Genomic DNA, 286 nt, shown 5'->3' with positions numbered 1-286 from the left:
ACTATAATGTGTCATTTTTGCACCAAAGTCATTTACGAACATATCATCTAGATCATCAGCCTTCATGGCCAGTTGGGCAATCTCTTCAAGAAATTCTTCCTTGTTCTCTGAATACAAATCGCTTATGTGTATGCGATAGGAAAGGAATATTTGATTGTTGGAAATGGACAATCTATGCTTTCCCGTATCGGCGGTCAAAATATACTCGTACACTTCAGCTAAATTTTTACGCGGCAAATCGTTTAGTGGAGAGGTGGCAAATAAATAATTGTTATCATACACAAAC

General features: G+C 37.1%; 1 pseudogene. It reads right to left on the bottom strand.

From position 1 onward, the window contains the following. Nucleotides 1-286, bottom strand: a pseudogene (locus J8281_RS19500) (YbjN domain-containing protein); the annotation flags it as partial.

The sequence above is a fragment of the Aquimarina sp. U1-2 genome, assembly GCF_017897595.1.
Lineage (GTDB): Bacteria > Bacteroidota > Bacteroidia > Flavobacteriales > Flavobacteriaceae > Aquimarina.
This window is presented reverse-complemented; position numbering and strand designations above follow the sequence as displayed.